This is a genomic window from Microbacterium sp. B19(2022), assembly GCF_012030385.1.
Taxonomy (GTDB): Bacteria; Actinomycetota; Actinomycetes; order Actinomycetales; family Microbacteriaceae; genus Microbacterium; species Microbacterium oxydans_B.
Genome location: NZ_JAAUVO010000015.1, coordinates 34948 through 56160 on the forward strand (window position 1 = coordinate 34948; position 21213 = coordinate 56160).

Below are 21213 nucleotides of genomic sequence, written 5' to 3' on the forward strand. Positions count from 1 at the left end.
CGCTATCGGGAGGCGGCGGCACGCAATTGCGCACCGAATCGCGCGCGGATGCGCGGATCGATCAGACGGTTTCCGCGGCCGCCGCGTCTTCGAACTCTTCGACCTCGCGCTCCCAGGCGTCTTTCGCGAGGCGATACCAGAGGTAGAACGCGAACCCGGCGAAGATCGCCCATTCCACGGCGTAGAAGACGTTGAGCCAGTTCACCGGCGACATCTCCTCGGGGGCCGGCGACGAGATGTCGACCAGCCCGGCCGACGCGGTGGTCGAAGCCAGGTAGGGGCGGTAGACGTCGAGCTGATCGATGTCGTGCCAGCGGCTGAGAAGCGCGGCGGGCGACATCCTGTCCAGCTGTGCGGGATCGGAGTGCGGGGGGACCTTGGGGCCCTCGTCCGAGATGATGCGCCCGGTGATATCGACAGGAGAGCCGTCGGCACCCGCCTCGAGTTCCTCCACCGCCGCGTCGGCGGTGGACCGATCCGGCGCCCATCCGATCGCTACCGCGATGGAGGTGCGCTCGTCGACGCGCAGCTGACCGGTGACCCAGTAGCCTTCGACGTCGTCGTTGAACCGGCTCGACACGACGATGAAGTCCTCGGGAACCCACGCACCGGAGGTCTCCACCCGCTGTCCCACCAGGGGCTCCGGGAGGTATTGCGCCGGCTCGAGGACGTCAGTGAGCTGCTGCACCTGCTCGGTCGCGCCGGGGTCCGGCGGATCGGTCTCGATCGCGCGCTCGAGCTGCCACTGGCCGAGCCAGGCGAACACACCGGCGACGAGGAGGCAGAGCAGCAGCATGCCGATCCAGCGTCCCCGGAGCATGACCTCACGAAGGGTCGGGGGGAACAGAGCAGGTGTCGTCACGGTGGTGCGCTGAACCTCAGGCCTCGTACGGCGCGAGCACGACCTCGACCCGCTGGAACTCCTTGAGGTCGGAGTATCCGGTGGTCGCCATCGACTTCCGCAGCGCACCGATCAGGTTCGCGGTGCCGTCGGCGACCGGCGCGGGGCCGTAGAGGATCTCTTCGAGCGTGCCGATGCCGCCGACCTCGACCCGACGACCGCGCGGGAGCTTCGGGTGGTGGGCCTCGGGACCCCAGTGGAATCCGCGTCCCGGCGCGTCGGTGGCACGGGCCAGCGCGACGCCGAGCATGACGGCATCCGCTCCCATGGCGAGCGCCTTGACGATGTCGCCGGAGGTGCCGACTCCCCCGTCGGCGATGACGTGCACGTAGCGGCCGCCGGACTCGTCGAGGTAGTCGCGTCGCGCGGCGGCGACGTCGGAGACGGCAGTCGCCATCGGCGCGTGGATGCCGAGGGTCGCGCGGGTCGTGGACGCCGCTCCCCCGCCGAAGCCGACGAGCACTCCGGCTGCTCCGGTACGCATGAGGTGCAGGGCCGCGGTGTAGGTGGCGGCTCCGCCGACGATGACGGGGACGTCGAGGTCGTAGATGAATTTCTTGAGGTTCAGGGGCTCGGCGACGCTGGACACGTGCTCGGCCGAGACCGTGGTGCCGCGGATGACGAACAGGTCGACTCCCGCACGAGCCACCGTGTCGTAGAACTCCTGCGTGCGCTGCGGCGTGAGCGAGCCCGCCACCGTGACGCCGGCCTCGCGGATCTCGGCGAGGCGGCGAGTGATGAGCTCGGGCTTGATCGGCTCGGAGTACAGCTCCTGCATGCGGACCGTGGCCGTTGCCTCGTCGAGACCGGCGATCTCGGCGAGCAGCGGCTCCGGGTTCTCGTACCGGGTCCACAGACCCTCGAGGTCCAGCACGCCCAGTCCGCCCAGCTGGCCCAGCATGATCGCCGTCTGCGGGCTAACGACCGAGTCCATGGGGGCTCCGAGCACCGGGATGCCGAAACCGAAGGCGTCGATCGTCCAGGCAGTGGACACGTCCTCCGGGTTGCGCGTGCGCCGAGAAGGCACCACCGCGATGTCATCGAACGTGTACGCGCGACGTGCGCGCTTTCCTCGGCCGAGCTCGATCTCCATGGTCACCCCTCCAGCCTACCCGGCGGTCGGACGCCTCCGTGCGGGGAGAGGGATCCGAGCTCGGGAGCCATCCCGCGTCCTGAACCCGCGCCGTCAGCGCGCACGAGCCACCCGCTTCTCGTCCCACACGGGTTCGCCCGATTCATAGACGTCGCCGTCCGACCCGAAGACCAGGAAGCGGTCGAACGACCGGGCGAACCAGCGGTCGTGGGTGACCGCCAGCACCGTCCCCTCGAACCGCGCCAGGGCCTGCTCCAGCGCCTCGGCGGACTCCAGGTCCAGGTTGTCGGTCGGCTCGTCCAACAGCAGCAGCGTCGCCCCGGAGAGTTCGAGCAGCAGCACCTGGAACCGCGCCTGCTGCCCGCCCGACAGCGAGTCGAACGTCTGCTGCGCCTGCCGCACGAGCCCGTACCGGTCGAGCGCCGAACTCGCGGCATCCCGAGGCATCCCCGCACGACGATCGTCGCCGCGGTGCAGGATCTCCAGCAGCGTGCGCCCGACGAACTCCGGGTGCGCATGGGTCTGCGCGAACAGCCCCGGCACGACGCGTGCACCGAGAGTCGCCGTGCCGGTGTGCGCGACCGCGCTGACCTGCTCTCCGGTCGTCGTGACATGGCCGAGGGTGGCATCAGGGTCGCTGCCGCCGCGCGCGAGCAGTCGCAGGAAGTGCGACTTGCCCGATCCGTTCGAACCGAGCACTGCGACCCGGTCGCCGTACCAGACCTCCGCATCGAAGGCACGCATGAGCCCGGTCAACTCGAGACGCTGTGCGACCACGGCCCGCTTGCCGGTGCGGGAGCCGCGCAGACGCATGTCGAAGTCCTGCGCGGGCGGTCGCTCCTCGGGCGGCCCCGCCTCCTCGAACTTGCGCAGGCGGGTCTGCGCCGCCTGATAGCGCGAGGCGAAGCCGTCGTTCGCCGACGCCTTCACCTTGAGGTTCGCGACCAGCGTGCGCAGCTTCTCGTGCTGCTCGTCCCAGCGCCGACGCAGCTCGTCGAGGCGGTCCATCCGGTCGGTCCGCGCTTGCTGGTAGGTGGCGAACCCTCCACCGTGCACCCACGCCGTGGCACCGGCGCCGCCCGGCTCGAGCGTGATCAGCCGGTCGACGGCACGGGCGAGCAACTCCCGGTCGTGCGAGACGAGCAGCACGGTCTTGGGCGTCTGACGAAGCTGCTCCTCCAACCACCGCTTGGTCGGGACATCGAGGTAGTTGTCGGGCTCGTCGAGCAGCAGCACCTCGTCGGGTCCGCGCAGCAGGGCTTCGAGCGCGAGCCGCTTCTGCTCGCCGCCGGAGAGCATCGTGAGCTCGCGATATCGCGCCCGCTCGAACGGCACGCCGAGCGCTGCGACCGTGCACTGATCCCAGACGGTCTCGTGCTCGTAGCCGCCGGCGTCCGCGTACTCGGAGATCGCCGACGCGTATGCCATCTGCGTGTCGTGCTCGTCGCGCTCGATCAGTGCGTTCTCGGCGGCCTCGAGAGCTTCGGCCGCCGCGCGAATGCGGGCCGGGGCGACGCGCGTCAGCAGCTGGTGCACCGTCTCGCCCGCCTCGCCGTGACCGACGAACTGATCCATGACGCCGAGTCCGCCGTCGATGGTCACGACCCCGTCATCGGCCGCCTGATCGCCCCGGATGATCCGCAACAGGGTGGTCTTGCCCGCCCCGTTCGGTCCGATCAGGGCGCTGGTGGAGCCGGCGCCGACCCGAAAAGTCGCCTCGTCGAGAAGCGGTCTGCCGTCGGGGAGCGTCAGTGAGACGCTGGAGACATCGATGTAGCCCACGGTGCGTGGCCGTCCTTCCGCCCGCGCATGCCGAGCCGACCAGGCTATCAGGCGCGGACGCCACGCACCGAACCGCGCTCAGGCGAGAGCGCTCGATGTCGGCACGGGCGCCGCGAAGAGATCGAACACGGGGCAGTGCGCATCGACGACGGTGCGCAGGTTCTCGTACTGCTCGGCGCTGTCCGGGCCCGTGATGTCGACCGAGACCCGGACATCATGGAAGCCCGCCCTCCCCGACTCGTCGATGCCGAAGAGCGTGCGGACATCGAGGTCGCCCTCCGCGGTGATCTCGATCTCATCGATCGTGAGACCGAGCGCCTGCGCGTAGAGACGGTACACGACCACCTGACAGGAGATGAGCGCACCCAGCGCGTACTCGACGGGGCTCGCCGCCACGTCGTCTCCGGCCAGCGCGCCGGGCTCGTCGACCAGGAAGCGGTGCTTCCCTGCGCGGATCTCTGTGGCGACGGAGCCGATGCCGCGCCCGCTCACGCGGTAGGTGAGCTGCGCGTTCGCGGCATCCGCGGCGATCCGCTCGTTCCACGCGGTACCCGCGTCGGTGAGTCGCTGCGAGCGCTCGGCGGGAGTGACATCGGCGATGCCGGCGAGCTGGTCCTGGAGGAGAGTCATGGCCCGAAGGTAGCGATCCGCTCACTCGCGCCGTACGGGTCACGTCATCCGGCTTCACACCCGGACACGGAGCGTCACGGATGCGACGCTCCGCGGTTCAGGGTCAACGCCGGAGCTGCTCGACGCGTTTGGATTCGCCCCAGGCGCGATCCGCCGTGAGCGCGACCGCGTCGAGACGCGCCGCTACCGCGAGGCACAGCCGATCGCCGAGCGAAAGGCCGCTCCCGCGCTTCCACAACCGGGCCGCCTCCTCGGCGTCACGGTGCGACACCGGCTCGACGCGCAGTCGATAGCTGAGCAGCAGTCCGGACGCCACGCCCCAGTCGGCACCGGAGGCGCGCACCTTCTGCGCGACCTCGGACCAGTTCGCCGCTCCGACCACCGCTTCGTCGAGAGCCTCCTCGACGCGATCGGCTCCGGGTTCGCCCTGCAGGAATGCGAGGAGTGCGGACGCATCCAGGACGATCACGCAGCGGCGTCCTCGGAGCTTGCGGCCGCCCGACGTTCGGCGAGAAGCGATTCCAGAACGTCCTTGCCTTCCAGCTGAGACCTGACGAGGGCCTTGGCCTGCTCGCGGGTGACCAGGATGACCCCACCCGCAGTCTCGATCATCAGCAGCGGCACACCCTGCTCCCAATGCTGGCGGCTGCGGAGCTCGGCCGGGATGACCAGACGACCACGATCACCCATCGGTGCGACGAATGTGGTATCCATTGCCCCACGGTACCACTCGCGCTCTCGCGGTGGGAGATCAGTCGGCGCGGCTCACACTCATCAGCACTTCGGTGCGGGGCGCCGACGGCAGGACGAAGCGGAACTCGGTGCCCACGCCCTCCTGGCTGGTGACATCCATGCTCCCGCCGTGCGCCAGGACGATCGCCCGGGTGATCGTGAGCCCGAGCCCCACGCCCGGCACGGCGTTGCGCGTCGCGGTCGACGCACGGAAGAACCGGGTGAACAGCATCCCCTGTTCGTCTTCCGGGATCCCGACGCCCGTGTCCTGCACGGCCAGCTCCACTCCCCCGTCGACCGGACGGACGCGGGCGTTGACGCGCCCGCCACGCGGGGTGAACTTGATCGCGTTGGACAGCAGATTGTCGAGAGCCTGACCGATCCGCCCGGAGTCGATCAGGAGAGGAATGGCGTCAGCACCGACCTCCGCCGCGATCTCTATGCCCTCGCGCTGCGCGTGCGGACCCGCCGAGACAACCGCCGATCGGACGAGCTCGGCGATATCGACCTCTTCGCGCTCGAGCGGGAACCTCCCGGACTCGACCTGCGCGGTGAAGAGCAGATCGCCGACGAGGTTGAGCAGACGCTTCGCATTGCGCTCGATGATGCCGACGAACTCCTGCTGGTCCTCGGTGAGAGGCTGGCCTGGATCGTTCTGCAGCAGATCGAGGAAGCCGATGATCGCGCTCAGCGGCGTGCGCAGCTCGTGGGAGATCATCCCCACGAACTCGTCCTTCATGCGCGCGACCTCGACCGCCCTGGTCTCGTCGGTGAGCACGAACAGGTATCCCTGCTGCGCGCCGGCGCCGTCCTTGTGCGGGGTGACGGTGACCCGGGCGGGAACCGTCGTACCGCCCGCCGTCGTCACCTCGACGTCCCCGTCGACCGGGAGCCCGGCGTCAGCCTGCGAGAACAGCGCCTGGATTCCGGGCGAGAGCTCCGCGTAGCCGGGCAGAAGCTCGTGGTCCGAGCCGGGACGGTCGACGTTGTCGGCGGCCAGCATCGACAGGACCGCCGTCGAGAAGAAGCGGTCGATGCGCACGTCGTCGCGGGCCTCCTCCGCCGAGAGTCCCAGCAGGCGTTCCGCTCCGGGATTCCAGGCCGTGATCTTCCCGCTGCAGTCCGTCGCGATCACCGCCTGCGCCGTGATCGACGCCCACAGGCTCTCGAACGAGTCCAGCAGCTCGCGGTACTGACGTTCTTTGTCGCGGAGCTGCACGATCATCGCGACGTTCTCCGACAACGCTCGCGTGCGTTCGACGACGAGCTCCTCCGCCTGGTCGACGCGCATGCGCTGCTGTCGGGACAGCTCATTGACGACGGCCGCGACCGCGGAGAACACCAGCGGCCCGATGACCCCGCGCAGCCACTCCACCGACGTCGAGGGCGGATCGGCGAAGTACGGCAGGAGCAGGGCGATGGAGGTGAGTCCGCCGACCACGAAGACCCAGCGGATGCCGGGGGCGGCCGCGATCCACACCACAGGCAGGATGACCAGCGAACCGAAGATGGACGAGGCGCCGCCCGTGCCGGCCCGGAAGAAACCGAACCCGATGATGTCGATCATCGGGACGAGCAGCACGACCCAGCCGTCATAGACGTGACGGGCGCTGAGCACCGCAGCCTGCAGCGTCGCAGCGAGGAGAAGGCCGATGCCGAGGAGGGCGACGCCGAGGTTCGTGAAAGGCAGGTCCGCGTTCCCCCATGACAGCAGCGCCGCGATGACAATCGCGGCCGCCGACGGCAGCTGCTTGACCAGCGGGCTCGGGTTGTCGAACATCCGGTACCACCGGCTCTCGGCCCGGTCGATCGGGGTCGCCCTCACCGCTTCACCTGCTCCACGATGCGATGCAGGTCGGCGCCCGTGATCGGTTTCGGCAGCGCGGCATCCGCCGGCGGGTAGTCAGCGGCATCGAGCACCGAGCTGATCACGAGGAAGCAGTCGGGGAATCGCTCCTGCACCAGGCGCGCGCAGGCCTGCCCGGAGATCCCCGGGAGCAGCAGATCGAGCACGGCGACCACCGGATCGATGTCCGGGAAGGCCGCGATCGCCGACTCGGCGTCGTGCGCGATGAAGACATCGAAGCCCTCACGATCGAGATAACGCCGCAGGAGCGCAGCCTGGTCGGGAGCGTCCTCGACGACGAGGGCCAACGGCCTCCCGGTCATCGAAGGAACAGCTCTCGCACGACGACGACCACGACGACGACGACGAGCGCGAGAACAGCCTGCGGGATCAGTCGTCGCTCGCGCCGGGCATCCGCGACGATCTCCTCCCGCTCGGCTTCGGGTGACGGTGCAGCGTTCATGAGTCGACGCGTCCGATCTTCTCGGTCTTGATCCAGGAGGCGTCGGCACGACGCCACTCTTTGATGTAGGAGTCCACGGTGATCGCGCACAGCAGGGAGCCGTAGCCGCAGATGTAGAGCAGGAGCCCGGCGAAGAAACGCCCGCCCGGAAGCTTCTCGACCGCGCGCGCGAGCCAGATCCCGAGCATCGAGATCGGGCCCCAGAGGTAGAAGATCACGGCCCAGAGGATGCGCGTCTCGTCGGTGAGATCCAGTCCGACGGCCTCGAGACCGGATTCGAATGCCCACGGGAAGAGGGCGATCGCCATCAGGAGGAGCGCACCCAGCCCCGGGAACATGATCGCCTCGCGCCAGGAGTGCCGGCCCGTACGGGGATCGAGCTGCACCGCGTACAGCATCGAATACAGGTAGATGCAGGCCGCCGAGATCCACATGAAGCGGAACACGAACTCCGCGATGTCGCTGTGCAGCACGAGCAGAGCGAGCATTCCCGCCGCGGCGAGCAGCATGAACGCGGGCAGCAGGAGGATGGTGAACCAGGCCAGTCCGAACGAGAAGCTGCCCAGGTTGTGCTCGCGGCTCGGACGGAACCACAGCTTGCGGTAGATCGAGGTCAGCTGCACGTTGCCGCGGGCCCAGCGCAGTCGCTGCTTCCAGAGGCTGTCGATCGTCCGCGGCTCTTCGGCGAGCACGACGGCGTGCGGCTCGAACACCATCCGGCGACCCTTGAGCTGACCCTCGAACGTGGTCATCGTGTCTTCGGCGAGAGTCCCCGTCGGGATGTGCCCGCCGATCGCCTCGAGGTTGGCCCGCGAATGCAGCTGGGCGCCGCCGGCGAGACAGGCGATCGCGCCGCCGACGTTCTGCACCCGACGGGCGGAGAGCTGGCCGATCACGTACTCGATCGCGATGAACCGCGTGAGGTAGTTGCGGTCGCGGCTGCCCTCGGCGATGTAGGCGGTCACCGCCCCGACCTTGTCATCGGCGAGATGCCGGCTGAGTTTGCGCAGGGAGTCGCGCGCGAAGATCACGTCGGCGTCCATGATGAGCACGGCTTCGGTCCAGACGTCGGCGAGCACCACATCCAGGCCGTGGTTGAGCGTGTGAGCCTTGCCCTCGCCACCCTTCTCGCGCCGCAGGTGCACGACCCGTCCGGGGTGGGCATCGGCCTTGGCCCCGACGATAGCGGGGGTGTCGTCGGTGGACGCGTCGTCGACGACGAACACGCGCAGGCGATCGGCGGGGTACTCCAGCTGGAGCAGCCGCTCGATCGCCGGGCCGATGACAGCCCCCTCGTTCCACGCCGGGATGATGACGGCGACGTTCGGATGGTACGGCGCGGCCTTGCCGTAGTGGTTGCGGAACGCATGCACCGGCAGCATGAGGAACTGCAGTCCCGTGTTGATCACCGGCAGCGTGCCGACCAGAACGCACAGCAGGAGGATGACCACGAACACGGTCTGCAGCCAGGTCAGATCGGCCATCAGGCGGCCTCCACCGCATCGAGCAGCGGAATCACCCGCGAGTAGCGGCCGACCTCGGCGGCGTCGTGGCTGTCCGTGGAGGCGACGATCACTCCCCCGGCGCGGCGGAGGGCCGACAGCGCTTCGACGCCGGGGCACCCCCACTTCTCATTGACCTCGACCAGGGTGTCGGTCTGCGCCGCGGCGAGCGCCCACGCCTGCGTGCGCTCCGGGCCGAGATCGAACTCGGACAGACCGATCTTGGGGAGGATCGAGAAGCAGTGCGCGAGCTGATTCCCGGGATGCCGACGCATCGTCGCGATGAGCGCGTCGACGAACTGATCCAGCACGTCGTCCGGGGCCCAACCCGCGGCGATCCGATCGCGCACGGTCGAGGGGCCGAGGGGGCCGTCCGTTCCCGGGAACTGGTGATCGGCGATCAGGATCCGGTCGATGCCCTCCGGCAGCACCGGGATGTCGAGCGCCCCCGCGGCATCGAGGATCTTGGCCTCGACGCCCGAGAGCACGGTGAGTCCATCGGGCACCCGCAGCGCGCGCACGGCGGCCAGGTACTCGGGCACCCACGTGGTGCTCTGACGCACGTGGTCGACGAGACGCAGCGTGGTCAACCCGGCCGCGACCGCGGCATCGACGTTCTGGGCCAGCGTCGAGACGGCATCGTCCGAGAAGGTCGAGTGCACGTGATGGTCGCCGCGCAGTACGGCGTGGGTCACAGCTCCTCCTGATGACCCGCGTGCTCGGAGACCAGCAGGTCATCCACCTCGACGATCACGTCCTCCAGGAAACGCACCGACGCGACCTCCCGGAACGGGACGTGCACCGGCAGCTCGCGTCCGAGGAACAGGTCGGCCACGAGAGAGGGGATGTCGACACCGGCCGCGATCGTCAGCGGCAGCGCGCCGGGGAAGCGCGGATTGACCTCGAGCAGCACGGCCCGGCCGGCGCGGTCCCGGCGCAGCTGCACGTTCGCGACGCCGACGAGTCCGATGGCGCGGGCGATCGATGCCGCCGCCTCTTCGAGCTCCGGGTCCTGCACGGTGCGTCCGGCGATGGCGACCCCGGAATCGACCCGGGCACGGGTGCGGGGCACCGCGGCGACCACGTGACCCGTCGCATCCGCGATGACGTCGACCGAGTACTCCTCCCCCGGAAGGAAGTCCTGCACGATCAGCCCCTCATCCGTGGGGAGTGCCTCGAGTGCCGTCCGATCGGGCACGAGACGCACGCCCCGGCTGCCGGCGCCCTGGCGCGGCTTGGCGAAGACCGGGAACTCCCAGTCGACGGCCTGCGCGTCGGGTCCGGCGAGCACCGTGCGGGGAGTGAGACCGGTGGGAGCGCACCGTTCGGCGAGCGCGAGCTTGTCCAGCGCGGTGTTCAGCGTGTCCGCCGACGGGGCGGCGAGCACGGCGGGTGCCAGTTCGTCCCGTCGCTCGGCCAGCGCGATGAGCTCGACGTCGACGGTGGAGATCACGAGATCGATCCGGTCCGCCTCGACCATCCGCGCGATCGCCGGCACGAAGTCGTCGTCCCTTCCCGGAGGGACCAGGCGACGCTGCGCCGGTGGCACCAGATAGATGCCGCTCGCCCAGCCGTCCATGTCGGCGGCGAACACGGTCAGATCGGATCGGCGGAGGAGGGATCGGATCACGGCGACTCCGGCCGGTCCACCCGCTCCGGTCACCAGGACACGTGTGGTCATCAGCTCTCCCGTCGGCTGAGTTCGTGGGCGCCGATGAACTCGGCCGTCTCGCGCACCACTTCGAGGGGTTCCACGGCTGTTCCGCCGCCGAACCGCGACCAGTACCGCGCGGTCGCGGTGACGAACTCGGGAGCCAGGTAGTCGCGGTTCGCCGTCTGCGAGCCGAAACGCTCGAGCAGCCGGAGCTTGTCGTCGAGATACTGATCGATCCGCACGAACCGGGTGGGACGGAAATCGATCGTCGACGACGGGCTCTGGTAGCAGGCGACCGTGCCCACGCGGCGGGTCGCCACGATCGTGGCCTCGCTCACGGCGCGGTGGTCCTGGTGCCGGTCATTGCTCGAGTGCGTGTAGACGATGGTCGGCTGAATCTCCTGCACGACCTCCTCGATGAGGCGCACCGTCGATCCGCCGCCCGAGATCTCGGTGTCCACGAGGTCCTTCAGGAACAGCCGGGCGCCGAGCATCTCCGCCGCCGCCAGGGATTCGTCCTGTCGGCTCGCGGCGTCGCCGCCGCGGGCCCCGCGAGACAGGGTGAGGATCGTGATCTCGTCCTGCGCCCGAGAATGAGCGGCGAGAAGTCCGCCGACCCCGATCTCGACGTCGTCGGGATGGGCGCCGATCGCGAGCACACGCTCCGTCGGGCGCGCCTCCTCCCGGCGACGGCGTCCTTCCTCGACCAGTCGCATGACCGACTCGACGAGCTTGGCGTTGTCGAGGGGCTTGGTGAGGAACTCGTCCGCCTGCGCGCGCAGCGCCGAGACCGCGTACTCGACCGACACGTGGGCGGTCATCACCACGACGGGCACGGTGGGAACCGTGCGCCGGAGTTCGGCGAGGAGTTCGAGTCCGTTGAGTCCGGGCATCTCGATGTCGGTCACGACGACGTCGGGGCGCACCTGCGCCACGCGTTCGACGGCGGCCCGCCCGTCTTCGGCGACGTCGACGATGCAGCCGGCCCGCCTCTCGAGCACGGTCTTCACGAGCAGGGCGACGTCGGCGTCGTCGTCGACGACGAGGACTCTGGGAGCATCCTCAGGCATTTGTACAGCTCTCCTTGGGGAGGTTCCCTGACCGATGGGGATCGGCGAGTGCGATCTCGGCGCCTTCAACACCGGACCGCTGGGAAAGTCGAGCGGGGTATGTCGATTCTGGCATAGCCCGTTCGCCACCCGGGCCGCGCGGATCACGACCTCGCGGCAGCGGCCTTCTTCTCCTGTTGGTAGACCCGGATCGCCTCGTAGCGCTCGGCGGAGCGTGCACGGCGCTTGGTCGCCTCCTCGTCGCGATTCTTGGGCGGCGCGGTCGTGACGAGCTCGTCGAGGAGGGCTCTCGTCGCCTGTGCGATCTCAGCGACGGCGCGGTCGAACACGGCCTGATTCGCACGCGACGGCGCGTTCGCTCCGGAGATCTTCCGGACGAACTGGAGCGCCGCGTCGTGGCACTCGTCATCGGTCGCGGCGGGCTCGAGGTTGTTCAGCGGGACGATGTTTCGGCACATACCGGCACGCTACGCCGCGCCCTGGACAGACGGAAGGGGCCGGATGCGCACGGCATCCGGCCCCTCTGCGAAGATCCCGTCGGGATCCGACGTCACTTCTTGTAGTTGGGCGCTTCCACGACGATCTGCACGTCGTGCGGGTGCGACTCCTTGAGCCCCGCCGAGGTGATGCGCACGAACTTGCCGCGCGTCTTGAGCTCTTCGATCGTGCGGGCACCGACGTAGAACATCGACTGGCGGAGTCCGCCGACCAGCTGATAGGCGACGGCGGCGAGCGGGCCGCGGTACGGCACCTGCCCTTCGATTCCCTCGGGGATCAGCTTGTCGTCGCTGGGGACATCGGCCTGGAAGTAGCGGTCCTTGGAGTACGAGGTCTGCTTGCCGCGGGTCTGCATCGCCCCCAGCGAGCCCATTCCGCGGTACTGCTTGAACTGCTTGCCGGACTGGAAGACGATCTCGCCCGGGGACTCGTCGGTTCCGGCCAGGAGCGAGCCGAGCATGACGGCGTCGGCGCCGGCGACGAGCGCCTTGGCGATGTCGCCGGAGTACTGCAGTCCTCCGTCGGCGATCACGGGCACGCCGGCCGGTCGGGCCGCCAGAGAAGCCTCGTAGACGGCGGTGACCTGCGGCACGCCCACACCCGCGACGACGCGCGTGGTGCAGATGGAGCCGGGCCCGACGCCGACCTTCACGGCGTCGACGCCCGCGTCGACCAGAGCCTGCGCTCCCTCGCGGGTCGCGACGTTGCCGCCGACGATGTCGATGTGTTCGAACGACGCGTCGGCCTTCAGGCGGCGGACGAGGTCGATGACGCCCTGGGACTGCCCGTTGGCGGTGTCGACGACGAGCACGTCGACACCGGCGTCGCGCAGCGCCTCGGCGCGCTCCCACGCGTCTCCGAAGAAGCCGATCGCCGCACCGACGCGCAGACGACCCTGGTCGTCCTTGGTGGCGAGGGGGTACTTCTCGCTCTTGTCGAAGTCCTTGATGGTGATGAGGCCCGCGAGCTTGCCGTTCTCGTCGATGAGCGGCAGCTTCTCGACGCGGTGCTTCGCGAACAGGGCGATGACCTCGCCGGCGGCCACCCCGACCGGCGCGGTGACGAGGTTCTCGCTCGTCATGACGTCTTTGACGAAGGTGCTCTGCCGCTCGAAGCCCGACACGAAGCGCATGTCGCGGTTGGTGATGATGCCGACCAGCTTGCCGTCGTCGTCGACCACCGGGAGTCCCGAGATGCGGTACTTGGCGCACAGGTTGTCGACCTCTTCGACGGTCGCGTCCTGGGTCGTGGTGATCGGGTCGGTGATCATGCCCGACTCGCTGCGCTTGACGCGGTCGACGTGCGCGGCCTGGTCGGCGATGGAGAGGTTGCGGTGCAGGATGCCGATGCCGCCCTCGCGCGCCATCGCGATCGCCATGCGGGATTCGGTGACCGTGTCCATCGCACTCGACAGCAGCGGGGTGGCGACCGAGATTCGGCGGGTGATCCGCGACGAGGTGTCCGCCTCGCTGGGGATGACGTCGGTATGCCCCGGCAGGAGCAGCACGTCGTCGTACGTCAGTCCGACGAAGCCGAAGGGATCGTGCTGTTCCATGGATTCTCCTTCTGCGCGAGTCGCGCATGTCCGAGTGCGAGGGGGGTGGTCGACGTCGGCCTTTGCGGGGCCACGGCCCGTATGAAGATTCTAAGCGCGACGCGCCCGAGAACATTCCCGGAGCCCGCCGTTATCGGACCGTTGACCGCGACCGTAGGTGATTCGGGGATCGCACACTACGCTCAAATGCGTCGTCCATCCCTGCGGTTCATACCCGATGCCGCAGTGACAGCACTCACAGTGGAGGTTGCGTGGGACCCACAACAATCGCCGTGCAGCGAAGGCGCCCCTGGGCCGTCATCTGCCTCGGTATCCTCATGGCGCTCATGGCGTTCCTGTTCCTGCCCCCCTCATCGGCCTCGGCCGAGACGACGGACGACGGGCAGGAGGTCACGGACTTCTACTTCGCCGGTGTCGTCACCAACGCCGATGAGCCGGTCGAGGGCGTCGTCATGTCCATCGAGGGCAACGGCTTCGAAGCCGAGACCGAGACCGACGCCGACGGCAAGTGGCGCCTCTACGTGCCGGAGATGGAGACGTACACCCTCACGGTGGATGAATCCACGCTGCCGAAGGGGGTCATCGTCGATGCGACGCAGCTCCCCGAGGGCATCCAGCCCGTGTCGGGGACGACCGCGTCGTTCGAGCTCGAGTTCGGCCTCACCGGCACGAAGATCGTCAACTTCTTCCTCGGAGCGGGCGAACGGGTCACCGTGTCGTTCCTCGATCAGCTCCTGTCGCGCATCGTCGGGGGCCTGAACTTCGGTCTCCTCCTCGGACTCGCCTCGATGGGTGCCGCGCTCATCTACGGCACCACCCGCCTGTCCAACTTCGCCCACGGCGAGATGGTCACCTGGGGCGCCGTCGTCGCGCTGCTGTGCACGACGTTCTGGCATCTGCCGCTCTGGCTCGGCATCATCGCCGCCGTCATCGGCGGAGCCGCGCTCGGTTGGGCGCTGGATGCCGGGATCTGGAAACCTCTGCGCCGAAGAGGCCTCGGGGTGGTCCAGCTCATGATCGTGAGCATCGGCCTCTCCCTCGCCCTCCGCTACGGCATGCAGTACTTCATCGGCGGCAACACCTACCAGCTGCCGGGAGCGAGCCCCGAGCCCATCCGCCTCGGCCCCATCTCGCTGTCGTACATCGACATGATCGCGATGGGGACGAGCATCATCGTGATCCTCGGTGTCGCGTTCTTCCTCACCAGGACCCGCACCGGAAAGGCGACCAGGGCCATCTCGGACAACCCGCAGCTGGCCGCAGCATCCGGCATCGACGTCGACAAGGTCATCCGCACGGTGTGGATCCTCGCCGGCGCCCTGGCCGCGATCTCCGGCATCCTGTGGGCGTACTTCCGCCCCGGGGTGAAGTGGGACATGGGCATGCAGATGCTGCTCCTGATGTTCTGCGCGATCACGCTCGGTGGCCTCGGCTCGGCGATCGGCGCCCTGATCGGCTCGATCATCGTCGGCCTCGCCGTCGAGGTGTCGACCCTGCTGGGTGTGCCGTCCGACCTCAAGTACGCCACGGCACTCGTCGCGCTGATCATCATTCTGCTGGTGCGGCCGCAAGGCATCCTCGGACGCAAGGAAAGGTTGGGCTGACACATGGACTTCGGAAGCATCTTCGGCAACACCGCCTCCTATCTCTTCAGCCCGACGACGATCGCGTACGCCCTGGCGGCGACCGGCCTCGCCGTGCACTTCGGCTACACCGGCCTGCTCAACTTCGGTATGGCCGCGTTCATGGCCATCGGCGGCTACGGCTACGCGATCTCGATCCTGACCTTCGGGTTCCCGTGGTGGGCCGGCGTCCTCGTCGGCATGCTGGGCGGGGCGGCGTTCGCGCTGATCCTCGGTATCCCGACCCTGCGTCTTCGCGCCGACTATCTCGCCATCGCGACCATCGCCGCCGCCGAGGTGGTGCGGCTCATGTTCGTGACCGAGCTCTTCAAGGACTGGACCAACTCCGCCGGCGGACTCTCCGGGTATCACCAGAGCTTCCGCGACTCGAACCCCTTCCCCCCAGGCACCTACGGCTTCGGCCCATGGACCTACAACGCGACCGATCTATGGGTGCGCGTGGTCGGACTGATCGCGCTCGTGATCGCCGTGCTCGTGGTCTGGGCGCTCATGCGCAGCCCGTGGGGCCGTGTGCTCAAGGGCATCCGCGAAGACGAGGATGCGGTGCGCTCGCTCGGCAAGAACGTCTTCGCCTACAAGATGCAGGCGCTCGTGGTCGGTGGTGTGATCGGCGCCCTCGGCGGCATCATCTTCATCCTGCCGTCCGCGGTGATCCCCGGCAGCTACTCCACGTCGCTGACCTTCTTCCTGTGGACGATCCTCCTGCTCGGCGGCGCGGCCACCGTGCTCGGACCGACGCTCGGCGCGGTGCTGTTCTGGGTGGTGTTCGCCTTCCTCGGCGCGCTCCTCCCCGCGATGGCGAACGCCGGGTACCTGCCGATGTCCGGCGCACAGGCCGACGTCGTGCGGTACATCGTGATCGGCGTCGTGCTGATGCTGATCGTCATTTTCCGCCCGCAGGGCATCCTCGGAAACAAGAGGGAGATGACCTTTGTCAAGTAATGACGACGCGGTGGTCACGCCCGCGAAGAGCACACCCCGTGCCAAGACCGGGGGCCTGGCCGCCGGTCCCGCCGCGCCCGGCGTCAAGAAGGTCGACCCGATCCTCATCGCCGATGCCGTGGAGCGCCGCTTCGGCGGTCTCACCGCGGTCGACGTCGACCACCTGGAGATCCCACGCGGAGCCATCACGGCGCTGATCGGCCCGAACGGCGCCGGCAAGACGACCCTGTTCAACCTGCTGTGCGGCTTCGACAAGCCGAACGCCGGTACCTGGTCGTTCGACGGGAAGAACCTCTCCGGCATCCCCTCGTTCAAGGTCGCGCGGATGGGACAGGTGCGCACTTTCCAGCTCACCAAGTCGCTGTCGCTGCTGACCGTGCTCGAGAACATGAAGCTCGGTGCGAAGGACCAGCGCGGCGAGGGCTTCTGGGCGGGGCTGTTCCCCTTCCTCTGGCGCAAGCAGGATCAGGAGATCGAGGCGCGCGCGCACGAGCTGCTCACCCGCTTCAAGCTCGACGCCAAGGAGCAGGACTTCGCCGCATCGCTCTCGGGCGGTCAGCGCAAGCTCCTCGAGATGGCCCGTGCCCTCATGAGCGACCCGACGCTCGTCATGCTCGACGAGCCCATGGCCGGCGTGAACCCCGCGCTCACGCAGTCGCTGCTGGAGCACATCCTCGACCTCAAGGATCTGGGGATGACGGTGCTGTTCGTCGAGCACGACATGCATATGGTCCGCCACATCGCCGACTGGGTGGTCGTGATGGCGGAAGGCCGTGTCGTCGCCGAGGGGCCGCCCGACCAGGTCATGGAGGATCCGGCCGTCGTGGACGCCTACCTGGGCGCACACCAGGACGTCGACCTCGGGGCCGTCACGGGCCGCCTTCCGGTGATCTCGGAAGAGGACGCGGTCCGCATCCGGGAGCAGATCGAGACCGAGGTCGAGGCCGAAGTCGAGGCCGAAGACGTCGAGGAGGAGAAGGCATGACCGACGCATCCGCCCCCACACCCGCACCCGCACCCGCTGAGCGCAACGAGATCAAGAACGACGACGTGATCGTCGAGCTGAACGATGTGCACGCCGGGTACCTGCCCGGGGTGAACATCCTCAACGGCGCGAACCTCGTGGCCCACAAGGGCGAGCTGATCGGCATCATCGGCCCGAACGGCGCCGGCAAGTCGACGCTGCTCAAGGCGATCTTCGGCATGGTCGAGATCCGCTCGGGCGACGTCACGGTGAAGGGCGAGAGCATCGTCGGGCTCAAGGCCGACAAGCTCGTGCGCCGTGGCGTGGCCTTCGTGCCACAGACGAACAACGTGTTCCCATCGCTCACGATCCAGGAGAACCTGGAGATGGGGCTGTACCAGAACCCCAAGATCTTCGCCGAGCGCCTGGAGTTCGTGAGCAGCATCTTCGGTGAGCTGGGCAAGCGCCTCAAGCAGCGCGCAGGTTCCCTCTCGGGCGGTGAGCGGCAGATGGTCGCGATGTCGCGCGCGCTGATGATGGATCCGTCGGTGCTGCTGCTCGACGAGCCGTCGGCTGGCCTCTCCCCCGTGCGTCAGGACGATGCCTTCATCCGCGTCTCCGACATCAACAAGGCGGGCGTGACGACGATCATGGTCGAGCAGAACGCGCGCCGCTGCCTGCAGATCTGCGACCGCGGCTATGTGCTCGATCAGGGCAAGGACGCCTATGAGGGCACCGGGCGCGAGCTGCTGAACGACCCCAAGGTCATCGGCCTCTACCTCGGCACGCTCGGCACCGACGCCGCCTGAGCCGCGTCACACAGAAGGGGGATGCCACGCGGCATCCCCCTTCTTCGTGTCCCCGACGTGCGTGAGAGCATCCGTCGGGAGTCCGTGCATCCGTCGGGTACTCGACCGGCGTTTCTCCCGACATCCGTGCGAACTCCCGACGGATGAACCGGCGGCGGGGACGACGAAGGCCCCGGATGCCGAGCATCCGGGGCCCCGTCTGTGCGCTTACTTGAGGCGCGTGGTGGTGTTGTCGGCGCCGAACTCGTAGACGCCGATCGCGGCGCCCTTCGGGTCGTTGTTCTCGTCGAACGTGATCTCGCCGGAGAGACCGTCGTAGTCCGCCGTGCCGCCGCCGTTGATGATGTCGGCGCACTCGGCGTACGTGGTGCACTTCTCACCCTTGTCGCCGCCGCCGGACACGGTGCCCATCTGCTCAGCCATGTCGGCGCCCTCGACGGAGCCGGCAGCCAGAGCCGACAGCGCCATGAGGATGACGGCGTCGTAGGCCTCAGCCGAGTAGGTCACGGCGTCGATCGGGTCGTTGCCGTCGGCCGTCCAGACCTCGTTGAGCTGGTCGAGGAAGTCCTGCGGCAGCTCAGCGCCGGCGCGGGTTCCCTTCGAGCCCTCGAGGTTGACCGAGACGTCGGTGCCCCAGTCCTTCAGGTTGCCGTCGACGAGGTACAGCGAGCCCGTGTCGACGCCCGCGTTGCCGAGCAGCGGCGCGATGGTCGCGAACTGGTCGTACGAGACGACCGCGACGGCGTCGGGCTTGGCGGCCGCGATCTCAGACACCTGAGCGTTGAACTGACCGTCGCCCTGGTTGAAGGATGCATCGGCGACGACCTCGCCGCCGGTGCCCTCGAACGTCGACTTGATGGCCTCGAACAGACCGGTGCCGTAGGGGTCGTTCTGGTAGATGATGCCGAGGGTCTTGTGACCGTCTTCGGCGATCTGGTTGCCGAGGACCTCGCCCTGCAGGTTGTCGCTCGGTGCCGTGCGGAAGTACAGCGGGTTGATGCCCGAGAAGTCCGGCGACGTGTTCGACGGCGAGACGGTGAGGATGCCCGCGCCGGCGTTGCCGTCGAGGATGAGCTTGGTGACGCTCGACGACGCGGCGCCGACCATCGCGGTGATGCCCTCGTTCTGGAGGTTGGTGATCGACGTCTCGTACGCCTTGTTGTCGAGGTCGCCCTCGTCGGCGGTGGTGAGGTCGATCGTCACGCCGGCGTCGGCCTCGTTGATCTCGTTGACAGCCAGCTGCACGCCGGCTTCCATCGGAGCGCCGAGGAAGGCGAGCGAGCCGGTCGCGGGAAGCAGCGAGCCGAGCTTGAGCGTCAGATCGACGGCCGGCTTCTCACCACCTTCGCTGGGCTCGGCGTTCGGCGTGCTGCTGCAGCCGGCGATGACGATGGCGGATGCGCTGATCAAAGCGATCCCTGCGAAGACCTTCGCGGTGCGCGAACCCTTCATTGCGTTCATGGTGCTCCCTTGCGTAACTGAACGTGGATTGTGACCACGGGCGGGTGCTCTAACACTAGGGCGTGATACCCGTCCACAGGGGGTGCAAGTATCTCGGTGCGTTAACGATCCGATACCGGGATTCCGGGCCGGAGAACCGCGGGTTCAGACGAGTTCGGGCTGGCCGATCCGGCGTCCTCGACGGGCGGCGATCAGCAGGTCGACGACGAAGACGCCGATCGCGATCCAGACGATGATGAACCCGGCCCAGCGCTCCGGCGGCATCGGCTCGTGCAGGATCGCGACGCCGATGAGGAACTGCATCACCGGGGTGATGAACTGGATCATCCCGATCACCGTGAGATTGATCCGGCGGGTTCCCGCCGCGAACAGCAGGAGGGGCACGGCCGTCGCCACACCGGCGAAGGCCAGCAGCACCGCGTGCGCCCACCCGTTGCCACCCATCGTGATACCCGCGGGAGTCGTCGCGACCACGATCAGCTGCACGACGGCGATCGGGATGAGCCAGAACGATTCGAGGGTGAGACCGCTGACGGCGTCCACCGCCGGACCGATCTTCTTCTTGATGAGCCCGTACGCCCCGAAGGACGCGGTCAGCGAGAGCGCGATCCAGGGGAAGTCCCCGTAGGCCACGATGATCACGACGACCGCGATCGCGGCGATGGCGATCGCGGCCCACTGCAGCCTGCGGATGCGCTCTTTCAAGACGAAGACACCCAGCAGCACCGTGGTGATCGGGTTGATGAAGTAGCCCAGGCTCGTCTCGACCACGTTGTCGCTGAGGGTTCCGATCAGGAACACCTGCCAGTTGATGTAGATCAGAACACCGGCGAGTGCGGTCCAGCCCAGCAGCTTCGGCTGCCGCAGGATCACGCCGAACGGCGCCCAGCCGCGCGTGACCGTGAGCAGCAGGATGCAGAAGACGAACGACAGCAACACCCGCCACGCGACGACCTCCCAGGGACCGGTCGGCACCAGGAGGAGGAAATAGAGCGGGAGCACGCCCCAGAGGAGATATGCGGCTCCGGCGTAGGCGACTCCGGCGGTCTGGGTGGCGCGGGTCGTCTCGGGGGTCACCGCACAACACTATGCCCGCGTCGACGGTCCGAAGAGCGACGGTGAGCCGTCCTCGCGGAGTTCGGCAGGAATCGGATGCTCGATGGCGGGATGCAGAAGGGGGCCCGGATGCCGAAGCATCCGAGCCCCCTTCGAGTACCTGGGCACCGCCTCTTCGAGAGCGACGGAACCGGGTTCAGCAGATCAGCGGACGACGACCGCCAGGACGTCGCGAGCGGACAGGACGAGGTACTCGTCTGCGCCGAACTTGACCTCGGTGCCGCCGTACTTGCTGTACAGGACACGGTCGCCGACGGCGACGTCGATCGGAACGCGGTTGCCGTTGTCGTCGATGCGGCCGGGGCCGACAGCCACGACCTCGCCCTCCTGGGGCTTCTCCTTGGCGGTGTCGGGGATGACCAGGCCACTCGCGGTGGTCTGCTCGGCCTCGACCTGCTGGATGACGATGCGGTCTTCGAGCGGCTTGATGGAAACCGACACGGTCTACCTCTTCTTTCTTGACACTGACACGAAAGACTTGTTCGCACTCTCAACCCGAGAGTGCTAATCCAGTCTATGCGCTGGGCTGGCACTCATGCAATGCGAGTGCCA

Annotated in this window: 22 protein-coding genes; 4 read left to right on the plus strand and 18 right to left on the minus strand. The window is 68.2% G+C overall.

Annotated features, from left to right (window positions below; all coding sequences use genetic code 11):
• Positions 1 to 61: 61 nt before the first annotated feature.
• From HCX50_RS14015 to guaB, 15 genes are all read right to left on the minus strand, one after another.
• Positions 62 to 820, minus strand: a complete 759-nt coding sequence (locus HCX50_RS14015) for an SURF1 family protein (protein ID WP_205829213.1) — start codon at positions 818 to 820, stop codon at positions 62 to 64.
• Positions 821 to 878: 58 nt separating this feature from the next.
• Complete coding sequence (locus tag HCX50_RS14020; RefSeq protein WP_091034943.1) at positions 879 to 1994, minus strand: GuaB3 family IMP dehydrogenase-related protein; 1116 nt, start codon at positions 1992 to 1994, stop codon at positions 879 to 881.
• Between the two features lie 93 nt (positions 1995 to 2087).
• Positions 2088 to 3776, minus strand: a complete 1689-nt coding sequence (locus tag HCX50_RS14025; protein WP_167634797.1) for an ATP-binding cassette domain-containing protein — start codon at positions 3774 to 3776, stop codon at positions 2088 to 2090.
• A 78-nt stretch (positions 3777 to 3854) separates the two neighbouring features.
• Positions 3855 to 4406 carry an OsmC family protein gene (locus tag HCX50_RS14030; RefSeq protein WP_091035867.1) on the minus strand — a complete coding sequence of 184 codons (552 nt, stop codon included), beginning with the start codon at positions 4404 to 4406 and terminating at the stop codon, positions 3855 to 3857.
• Positions 4407 to 4509: 103 nt separating this feature from the next.
• On the minus strand, positions 4510 to 4875 hold the full coding sequence (locus HCX50_RS14035; protein WP_167634798.1) for a PIN domain-containing protein: 366 nt from the start codon (positions 4873 to 4875) through the stop codon (positions 4510 to 4512).
• On the minus strand, positions 4872 to 5120 hold the full coding sequence (locus HCX50_RS14040; protein WP_091034950.1) for an AbrB/MazE/SpoVT family DNA-binding domain-containing protein: 249 nt from the start codon (positions 5118 to 5120) through the stop codon (positions 4872 to 4874). The genes HCX50_RS14035 and HCX50_RS14040 overlap by 4 nt, the downstream gene beginning before the upstream one ends.
• A 37-nt stretch (positions 5121 to 5157) precedes the next feature.
• Positions 5158 to 6963 carry a sensor histidine kinase gene (locus HCX50_RS14045; protein WP_091034952.1) on the minus strand — a complete coding sequence of 602 codons (1806 nt, stop codon included), beginning with the start codon at positions 6961 to 6963 and terminating at the stop codon, positions 5158 to 5160.
• Entirely contained in the window at positions 6960 to 7307 is a 348-nt protein-coding gene (locus tag HCX50_RS14050) for a response regulator (protein WP_029262253.1), read from the minus strand. Before HCX50_RS14050 ends, HCX50_RS14045 begins: the two co-directional genes overlap by 4 nt.
• Positions 7304 to 7447, minus strand: coding sequence for a hypothetical protein (locus HCX50_RS14055; protein WP_167381624.1), 144 nt, complete (start codon positions 7445 to 7447; stop codon positions 7304 to 7306). The genes HCX50_RS14050 and HCX50_RS14055 overlap by 4 nt, the downstream gene beginning before the upstream one ends.
• Entirely contained in the window at positions 7444 to 8931 is a 1488-nt protein-coding gene (locus HCX50_RS14060) for a glycosyltransferase family 2 protein (protein ID WP_167634799.1), read from the minus strand. Before HCX50_RS14060 ends, HCX50_RS14055 begins: the two co-directional genes overlap by 4 nt.
• Positions 8931 to 9644, minus strand: coding sequence for a PHP domain-containing protein (locus HCX50_RS14065; protein WP_029262251.1), 714 nt, complete (start codon positions 9642 to 9644; stop codon positions 8931 to 8933). The genes HCX50_RS14060 and HCX50_RS14065 overlap by 1 nt, the downstream gene beginning before the upstream one ends.
• Positions 9641 to 10630, minus strand: a complete 990-nt coding sequence (locus tag HCX50_RS14070) for an ATP-grasp domain-containing protein (protein WP_167634800.1) — start codon at positions 10628 to 10630, stop codon at positions 9641 to 9643. Before HCX50_RS14070 ends, HCX50_RS14065 begins: the two co-directional genes overlap by 4 nt.
• Positions 10630 to 11673 carry a response regulator gene (locus HCX50_RS14075; RefSeq protein ID WP_091034962.1) on the minus strand — a complete coding sequence of 348 codons (1044 nt, stop codon included), beginning with the start codon at positions 11671 to 11673 and terminating at the stop codon, positions 10630 to 10632. The genes HCX50_RS14070 and HCX50_RS14075 overlap by 1 nt, the downstream gene beginning before the upstream one ends.
• Positions 11674 to 11816: 143 nt before the next feature.
• Positions 11817 to 12131, minus strand: coding sequence for a DUF2277 domain-containing protein (locus tag HCX50_RS14080; protein WP_091034964.1), 315 nt, complete (start codon positions 12129 to 12131; stop codon positions 11817 to 11819).
• Between the two features lie 92 nt (positions 12132 to 12223).
• Complete coding sequence (gene guaB, locus HCX50_RS14085) at positions 12224 to 13726, minus strand: IMP dehydrogenase (protein WP_091034967.1); 1503 nt, start codon at positions 13724 to 13726, stop codon at positions 12224 to 12226.
• Positions 13727 to 13977: 251 nt separating this feature from the next.
• Between guaB and HCX50_RS14090 the strand changes: the two genes are divergently transcribed.
• Genes HCX50_RS14090 through HCX50_RS14105 form a run of 4 tightly spaced genes read left to right on the plus strand, consistent with a single transcriptional unit; the run spans position 13978 to position 18084 of the window.
• Positions 13978 to 15330, plus strand: coding sequence for an ABC transporter permease subunit (locus tag HCX50_RS14090; protein WP_374225446.1), 1353 nt, complete (start codon positions 13978 to 13980; stop codon positions 15328 to 15330).
• Positions 15331 to 15333: 3 nt separating this feature from the next.
• Entirely contained in the window at positions 15334 to 16311 is a 978-nt protein-coding gene (locus HCX50_RS14095; RefSeq protein ID WP_091034972.1) for a branched-chain amino acid ABC transporter permease, read from the plus strand.
• Complete coding sequence (locus HCX50_RS14100) at positions 16301 to 17296, plus strand: ABC transporter ATP-binding protein (protein WP_205829191.1); 996 nt, start codon at positions 16301 to 16303, stop codon at positions 17294 to 17296. Before HCX50_RS14095 ends, HCX50_RS14100 begins: the two co-directional genes overlap by 11 nt.
• The gene (locus tag HCX50_RS14105) at positions 17293 to 18084 is read left to right on the plus strand and encodes an ABC transporter ATP-binding protein (RefSeq protein WP_237682515.1); all 792 of its coding nucleotides are present in this window, start codon (positions 17293 to 17295) and stop codon (positions 18082 to 18084) included. The genes HCX50_RS14100 and HCX50_RS14105 overlap by 4 nt, the downstream gene beginning before the upstream one ends.
• A 207-nt stretch (positions 18085 to 18291) precedes the next feature.
• Here HCX50_RS14105 and HCX50_RS14110 read toward each other — a convergent pair whose 3' ends face one another.
• From HCX50_RS14110 to groES, 3 genes are all read right to left on the minus strand, one after another.
• Positions 18292 to 19545 carry an ABC transporter substrate-binding protein gene (locus HCX50_RS14110; RefSeq protein ID WP_091034977.1) on the minus strand — a complete coding sequence of 418 codons (1254 nt, stop codon included), beginning with the start codon at positions 19543 to 19545 and terminating at the stop codon, positions 18292 to 18294.
• A 144-nt stretch (positions 19546 to 19689) separates the two neighbouring features.
• The gene (gene rarD, locus HCX50_RS14115; protein ID WP_167634801.1) at positions 19690 to 20622 is read right to left on the minus strand and encodes an EamA family transporter RarD; all 933 of its coding nucleotides are present in this window, start codon (positions 20620 to 20622) and stop codon (positions 19690 to 19692) included.
• A gap of 183 nt (positions 20623 to 20805) precedes the next feature.
• Entirely contained in the window at positions 20806 to 21102 is a 297-nt protein-coding gene (gene groES / locus HCX50_RS14120; RefSeq protein ID WP_028502311.1) for a co-chaperone GroES, read from the minus strand.
• Positions 21103 to 21213: the final 111 nt, after the last annotated feature.